Genomic DNA, 8,591 nt, shown 5'->3' on the forward strand with positions numbered 1-8,591 from the left:
GAGACGACGTCTCAGCAGACGCGCTTGGTTGAACACCCTGTGGTGCCACCTCCCGCTCCACTTGACACTCGTCTTTAGACTGCTCTGCTGACGCTTGACCGGCCGCTGTTGCTGCTGCAGGCGGTTGATCAGGTTCAGCTTTAGCTTGCTCTCTCTTTTCTTTGTTTTGTTGGAATTTCGCTGCCAAATTTGCAGCTCGTTGTTTCAGGAGACGTTCTTTTCGTGCCGCCTCGTCTACATCGTGTTTCTCTTTCTGGATCCGCTTCACCTTTTCTTGCCGGCTGCGACTACGTTCGCGATCCTCGGCTTCTTTGGCAGCGTTTTCCCGTTGTTTACGCACTTTCGCTTCTTGACGTTTACGTTGCTCTTCAGGCGTTGAATCCCCACCAGTGTCAGACCGGCTGAACCGTGGATGGAGTGGCGGCGTCTTGGTTGGTTGGACTGGCTCCCCGCGAGGCACAGCGACCTTTAGGCCGAATTGACGTTCCGATGGTGAGGAAACGTCTTGTTGACCCCATGGTTTACTGAGTTTCGCTTGACGCCCGCGTCCTCGCCCCCGTGTCGATCGTTGCTGATCGTTCGCCCGATCCGCTTGTTTTTGTTGTTGAAGCTCATTGAGCCGGGTGAGCAGGTCCTGAATCATTTTAGTAAGGCCCGCTTTCTCCGCCTCTGACTTGGCGAGATCCTCCCTGAGGTGTTGCTCAGTGGCGTCCCGCCGTTGTTGAAGTTGAGCAGTCCGATAATTGGCTGCTTGTGACAGTGCGCGTGCTTGTGTTGCAGCGCTGCTAACAGTATCGGCGTTTTGTTTTGTCTCCTTGTTCTTGCTGATGATCCAATCGCGCAAGGAGTTGTACTTTTTCACCGAGGCATTGAGGTTGAACGCCCCTTTACCCAGTGTTGGCACTTGTGGCGCCGTCCACGTCTTGAGATCTGCCTTTAGGCTGTCAATTGCTTCCGTCAGATCGTTAAGATCCGGAGTCGGGAATTGAGGGTTGGCTTGCCGATTGAACTCTACAATGGCTTCGCCCATTGCCCGCAAGTCACGTGGATCTTCCACTACTCTGGCCCCCATGTCGATTGCTCTCTCAGGTTGTGGAGCCGATGGCTTTAGCCCGCTGAGAGGAGGTGCGAACGACTTTTCTTTGCCACTCGGAGATGGTTGAGCGGTGGCCGGTTTACCGGGAGAGGACACCATGCTTGGTGACATTTGTGGCGGAAGCTTCACCGTGAGCTTCTTCCGCTCTTGACTACTGTCACGTTTGCTTGTTGTCTCCTCCTTGGCCTTGCCGGTGCCCATCCAATCCGTTAGTTGTTTTGTGATGTTCTTCAGCTGAGGGTCGTGTTCCCATCCACTAGACGATTCGTCTTCAGTCTCCGATGACCGACCTGTGGGTGTTTTAAGCCCGTCGCTCGGAGCTTCCGATTGTCCTGATGGTGACACGCTGGTAGTAGATGTTGGCGTCAACGATGGTGCTGACTCGTCACCACTAAACGCGGGGCTGTCATCCTCTTCCTCTTGCGGGTCGTCGATTTGCAGTTCAGGGCTTTTGATATCCACTTGGAGCGCAGAGGCTACGCCTTGTGTTCCAGGGGTGGATTTATCCTGCATGTGAACATCATCGACCGAGTCCGCGTAGGACGTGAATGGCAGTGCTTCAGCTGTTGCTGGAGAAGGGAGTGGCGGTGATGGGTCGAGGCGGACCAGTGGAAAGGGCTGAAAACCCGATCCCATTTGGCGCACCGCGTCAATTTGAGCGGGGCGTGGTAGATCTGGGGTTGCTTTAGCAGGCATGGGCCCCCTTGGTGTTTGTGGGGCATGTTTGTCCCGTCGATGCGACTCATCTGTGTATGACTGGAATCGTGCAGCCATTTTGATGTCATCGATGAGTCGATGCCGATGCGCGATGTAAGCTGCAACAGCTACGCCGCTGTGACATCCTCGTGGCAGATCGTCCGGTGTTGGGACGTCCATTCGATACCCCTCATAATTATATGGTCGAGCGACGTTGCCAACCATGTTCGGCCATACCATTCGCAGACCCATATAATATTCGTTTTCCGTCGCGGCGGGGCCGGTCTGGAAAACCTCTTTAGAGGGTGGACTGTTGATAACAATCCCTTGTTGTTGTCGTTTGGCAGACCGCCGTTGTCGTCGTTCAATGACGTGCGGTTGCTGGTTGTAGTAGTATTTCCGGTCTACCGAGTTTAAGATCTCTTCTCGAGTCGCTCGGCCCTGCTTCTTGTTGTACATGACTCGACGGAGTCGTTTGGTACGTCTGGTACCCGTTTCGGTGTCTTCTGAATTGTCCGAGTCAGTTTCACTGACTTCGTGCCATTCGATCTCATCTGGATCGTCACGGAACATATGCGGGTTGGTCTTATCTTCCCGCCAATACCCATACACGTCGTCGTCCTTTCCATCTTCTCTCCAGGTCGCCCAGGCGACGCGATCTTTCTCATTCTCCTGTTCCTTTAGGATGGCTTCCTCGGAAGGCTCAACCTTGACAGGAGCTTTAGCTGGTACCGGTGGGTGGTCAAAGATTTTTGGATCTCGACCCCGCAGCACGTAGTCGCATCGCTCGATGATTTCTGGAGGGTAGCTGGATTTGGGCGCGTCGATAGGTATGCCATTTATGGCGTTGGTCGTCTCGTAGGCTTTTGATGTGCCTGCGAATCCCACGCAATAGAGGTGTTCCCGCTTGTAGACGTCAAGCCGTTTTAACGGGATTGGATTCGATCCAGTGGTATCGTAGACGCATCCACCCACGTGATCCGTGGTTTTGAACTTGTGTCGCAGGGTGCTGTCCATATGGAGAAGTGCGTTCGACATCCTGACCTGGTATTCGTTCCACTTCTCGTTTGGGACGCCGTCGACGACAGCCAAGCTCTTTAGAGCGTCAGGGATCCCTTCGGTCAGAAGACTCCATGCTTGCGCATCATTGCCAGGCTCGATAGGAGTGGCTCGATTGTAATGCACAAGTGATGCGAGCAGGTCGATCAACGTCGTTTGCTCCGCCGCTACCTGCAGGAGGTATGAGAGATCCTTGTTGCGTCGTCCGCATTGGATCTGTCCTTCCGGCAGGAGTGGCTTTAGCCAGTTTGCGACGATTCCCCAATTGACAGGCGAGATCTTTAGATCGAAGTGCCTTTTTAGCTCCCGTGTGAGGCTGCGGCTGCTTTCGGTCCCGTTTGCCTCTTCGAAGCGCTTTTGCACATCGACCACTTTAGTGGGAAAATCGTCTTTTGGGAACGACGTGTTCCAGATCACCCGGAGATATGTTGCATCCCAGACAAGTTTGATGACATCGGACTGCAGGAATTCCTGAAGGGGTTCCGGCACCTGATGTTTGAAAAACTCCGCATCCCAGACGACGGTGAACCCGAACGCCGTTGATGCAGAGAGGGATCTTACAATGCTGGTTGTTGGATTAACTCCAGCTAGAATTTGAGGAGGGACGAGGTCCGCGGCCCCCGGGTACACCTTGAGAAGTGGTAGCTCGCCCATCGGACGGCGCTTCGTCGTGTGCTCCCGTATGACCTTTAGGTCGTTCGTTCCCAACGCCGTCGACTGTATGTTGAAGCCGATGATGTTGCAGGGGTTGCCGTCCTGATACTTTAGCAAGCGGATGCTCGCCACCACCATCAGCGGATCGTTTACGAAGACCGTCCGGAGAGTTTTCCCCAGTTCGTGTTTGAACACGCGAACCGTGTTGACGGTCATGTGAAGCCATCTCCTTGGATGGTTGGGATCCGTGAGTGGTTGATCAGGGTTTACCCAGTCCTCGACAGTCTCTTGTTTGATTTCCATGGCAGAAGTGCCTGGTTGATCCATTCGCTCCTGGAAAATAATGTGACAACATTTTATAACAGTTACAAGCAAACTATAATACAACAATTTATTATTGTTTTTTTTTTCTTTTTAATTTTATTTTAATACTTGTTAAAATAAATTTTTATTGTGTGCTTTAGCACGAAGAAACCAGACTTTGTGGCAGGCCTGCCGTAACGCAGTCGGGGCAATACCAAGCCGTATCTTCTGGATTTCTTCCAATACAGTTTAAGTGATACCACTGTAGACAGTAGTCACACTCAATCCATATTGTTTCCTCCGGTCGATTTAGGTCATCGTTGTAAGTGCCGTTGCAGATGTTGCAGCGGGCATCGTCTTCGTAGCCATGTTGGTTGCTTCGCTTCGACCTAATCTTACTTTCATAATTGAGGTAAGCTTCTGCTGAACCCATGAAAAATTTAAATTCCGAACCATTGTACCAACCCGTTTTACTGGGTGGTCCACCGACTCGAGCAAGCTTAAGTCGGTACTCGTTGTCGACGTCAAGTACACGAAATAGCCTGTCAAATTCGGGGTGGAACTTATTACTTATCCGCTTGGCAGACAGTTTTTCTTTATTTTTCATGAGGAGTAAATCTCCTCGTTGGAAGCGACGGGCTTTAGCCTTTCTGTCGTAGAATAATTTATATTGCGACTGTATGTTAGCGTTCTTCTTTGCAGCCGCTTCCCACGCTTCCGTGAGTCGCTTTGAAACTTCCTCTGCCCACTCTGTTCGATGACGTCCTTTTTCGGCGTCGAACAAGGGGTTTTCCATTGGGAGGACGGGATCTCTTCCATGCATTAAATAAAACGGCGTATTGCCAGTGGAGGCATGCGGTGTCGTTCTATATGCGAAAAGAACCGGGCCGATGAGCTTATCCCATTTATGGGGCTCTTCTTCAGTGAGCGGCCTGATCATATCCATCAGGGTTCGATTCCAGCGCTCCACCAACCCATTTGCTTGGTGGTGGTACGGTGATGTGTAACACAAGTGTACACCAACCGCTGCCGATTCAGAAGCGAATCGTTCAGATGTAAACGCAGGGCCGCGGTCCGTTATAAGGACACGTGGAACCCCGTGTGTTGGAATTATCCTGTCATGGAGCAGGTCGATGATTGTAGTAGCTTTCTGATCCTTCGTTGGGTAAGCTTCCGGCCATTTGGTGTAATAGTCCATCAATGTGACAATGTATTTGTTACCATTTTCGGTTTCGGGTAAGGGACCGATCACATCAATGGCAACCGTGTGAAAGGGTGCCATGGCCCTTACTGGTTGAAGTGGATTTCTCCGGTTTTCACCCTTTTTGAATCTTGCACATGGGATGCAATCATCTAGGAACCGGCGTACGGATTTATCCATTCTCGGCCAATAGTAATTGGCTTTCAATTTGGCCAGGACGGTATCAAAGCCCTGGTGACCACCGTACTTTGTGGTGTGGAGCATTTCGATCAGTGGCCAAGTGAACTGCTCTGGTACCACTAGTTGGAATTCCATATTTTCATGCATGGTGGGCGACTTCTTTCGTTTCACCCGATACAGTATGTCGTCCCATATGACATAATAGGGCTCTTGTGCAACGAGCCATTTCGTCAATTTTTCGCTAGCGAATTCTGGAAAATCCAATGTTTCCAGATAATTGATGAGATCTTCCCACATGGGGTCACTCCTTTGTGCATCGATGATTTCATCTTTATTCCATGGGGCTTTTATATGAAAATACTCGAAGTATTCGCCCCTGCACAAATCATGGCAGTCTTGTCTAAGGTCTTTCTTTAGAAAGCCACGACCTTCTGCACTATCATCTACCCGATCATTGTCGGGAGAAATTAACTCGATGCTCTCCGGAAAGTCATCAGTTTCATCGCCATCTGAGGCTTCGTCCTCGATGTTGCGATCACCTTCCAAACAGACCCTTGAGGTAACAGGTTCTACATTTTGTCGCGGCACCTGCTCGGTAGATTCGTCAATCTCCGGCATCTTGGTGTCCGACCGAATCCTGTCAGGCGTCCCTCTGCTGGAGGCTTTAGCCTGACTGCAGCTTTTAGCTGGTCCGTCGGCCGTTTCAATACACTTAGTCCTGTCGACTAGTGTTTGTGCTACTCTAACGAGCACATTACATTGACGGAGCATTGCCCGTCCTTCGAGCGTCCCCAGGTCGATACTGGAGTTCTCGACTATTGCGGCCTTAATCCGCTTCACCTTAGTTGCCACTTTAGTGGGTTCCACTTCATCGTCATCATCAGCTGGGATAAACGGTGGACGCGAGAGTGCGTCAGCGTTGGCATGCTTTGGTCCAGGAACGTATTTGATGTCATATTCGTATTCGGCCAAGAACATTGCCATTCGCAATAATCTTGGGGTGATGTCCTCCGCCTTCCGTTTACGGTCCAGTATTCTGATTAAGGGGAGGTGATCGGTGAAGATCGTGACAAACCCACCCAACAAGAATTGTCGGTATGTGGCGAATGCCCTGACAACAGCCAGGCATTCCTTTTCCGTGACGGCATACCGAGTTTCCGTATCCGTCAGCTTTTTGCTTCCGTAGTGGATGACTCGTTCCACACTGTCTTTTCCAACTTGTGCAAGCACAAAGCCAACGCCAATGTTGCTTGCGTCGGTGTACAGGCGGAATGGCAACTCGACATCTGGATAACCCAGAATAGGTGCTTCCATCAATTTTTCCTTTAGGATGTCAAAGGCTTCTTCAGCCTCTTTTGACCATCTCTTCTGGAAAGAGAGGTTCTTTTGGCACGCTTGCGTCAAGTCATACAGCGGAGCTGCAATGACGCCGTATCCTTTGACATACGCTCGGTAGTATCCTGTCAAACCGAGAAATTGACGGACTTGTTTCACTGTTGTCGGGTATTTACATTCCCGAATTTTGTTTACTTTTTCAGGATCTGGTGTGATCCCTTCTGAGGAGATGACATGCCCCAGAAAGCGAACTTTAGTTCGAACGAGCTCGCATTTTGAGGGCTTTAGCTTCAAATTTGCGTCTCGCAGTCGTTGCAGCACTTCTTTGAAGTGGTACATGTGATCCCAGATGTTTTGTGAGAAAATCACTACATCGTCCAGATAGCACATGCAAAACTCCATTAGGAGGCCTTTCAAAACGAACTGCATCAGCCGTTGAAACGTGGCTGGAGCATTTGACAATCCGAATGGCATTGTCGTATACTCGAACAATCCCTCATGACATGAGAAAGCCGTTTTCTCTATGTCTCTTTTTGCCATGGGTATCTGCCAATACCCAGACAGTAGATCCAATGTTGTAAAGTACATTGCTCCGTTAAGGGTTGCTAGTGTTTCGTCAATCCGTGGTAACGGGAAACTGTCTTTCTTGGTGACTGCGTTAAGGGCTCTATAATCGACACAAAAACGGATCGTTCCGTCCTTTTTCCGTACGATCACCACGGGTGATGCCCATGGACTGTTTGATGGTACAATGATTTTCTTGTCAAGCATACTTTGGACTTCTTCAGTCACAATCTTTCGATAAGCAAGCGGATTCCGATATGGTTGCTTTATCGGTGTTTCATCCTTCAGGTCAATAGTGTGTTCCACCATTGTAGTGCCTTCCAGAATTTCATCCGCTTTCATGAAGACGTCATCGTATTCTTGAATTAAGATCGCGAGGTAACGCTTTTCTTCATCGGTCATGCATGCCGAATTAATGTCGAGTCCCTCTGGTATTTCGATGTTTCTGCCCATTCGATGTCCTCTTTCGATCATCGAACGTTTGAAATCTTTAATCATTTGTTCCCGATACAGTTCCTTAGCTGTCTTTTCCTTTAGGATGCATTGCTCTTCTGTTGTGCGAGGATCGTCTGGTTCTTCGTACAGAGCATCTAATGCGTCCCTTGATGTTTGAGCGGACAAGACTGTATGGATCACTTCTCCTTTTTCTGCTGTTCCTACTTTTCTTCCTCGGCGGATTCTAATGGCGTGATCACTGACGTTCGAGAATGGAATCACTACCGATCCCTTACGAACGGTGGTGAACACTCGTGGACTCATGAGGTCTTCACCTTTGAATCCATTGCCATTAGGCTGTATTTCTACATCGTCGCCATCGTTTATTCCGTTGGTGAACGTGCATTGGACGTATTTTGTTGTCCTCGATGGTATATTGAGGCTCATTTCCACTTTGCAGCAAACGATTCGTTGTTCACTTTGACAGCTCGGTTCTGGTACTGCATTTTCTTTTCCAGTTGGCGCTTTAGGCCCACGTGAATAGCAGCGAACTGGCTTATCATCCATCCGAATTTGATGGTTATTGTAGTCAATGACTAGCCCGAAAGCACGCAGTGCATCATCACCAAAGATGAGAGGCGACTGTAGCTTCTCAAGGACATAAACGGGGATGACTTTAGTCGTACCATTTATGGTGATAGGGGCATTAAAAATGCCGACCGTTTCACTAGTCACTTCGTTGTTAAATCCAACGAACTCCATTGGCTTTAGCGTGAGTGGAAGATGGGAAAAATATTTCCGGTATCCCTCAGCTTTCATTAGGGTTGATTGTGCCCCTGTGTCAATAAGACTGTTGATTTGAATTTCTTCAATAAGAACACGAATGTACATATAGTACCGTGGTGGTACGCTGAGGGCAACGTTATTGGTTTTAACCTGTTGTTGCATCCCCTGTGCCGGATGTACAGACACCATGTTCGTGGCATGTCTTTCTGGGGGGTAGAATCCCTCAATGAAATCGCTTTCCTTGTTCTGCACTGATTGTGAGGCATTTTCGAAAAGTATTTC

Annotated in this window: 2 protein-coding genes; both read right to left on the reverse strand. The window is 49.5% G+C overall.

Annotated features, from left to right (window positions below; all coding sequences use genetic code 11):
- Nucleotides 1-3,808: hypothetical protein (locus ACZIYX_RS23185; protein WP_462684647.1), on the reverse strand; the 3,808-nt coding region annotated here is incomplete at its 3' end.
- Between the two features lie 157 nt (nt 3,809-3,965).
- Nucleotides 3,966-8,561, reverse strand: coding sequence for a reverse transcriptase domain-containing protein (locus ACZIYX_RS23190; protein WP_462684648.1), 4,596 nt, complete (start codon nt 8,559-8,561; stop codon nt 3,966-3,968).
- Nucleotides 8,562-8,591 lie beyond the last annotated feature (30 nt).

The sequence above is a fragment of the Aquimarina sp. genome (genome assembly GCF_977115655.1).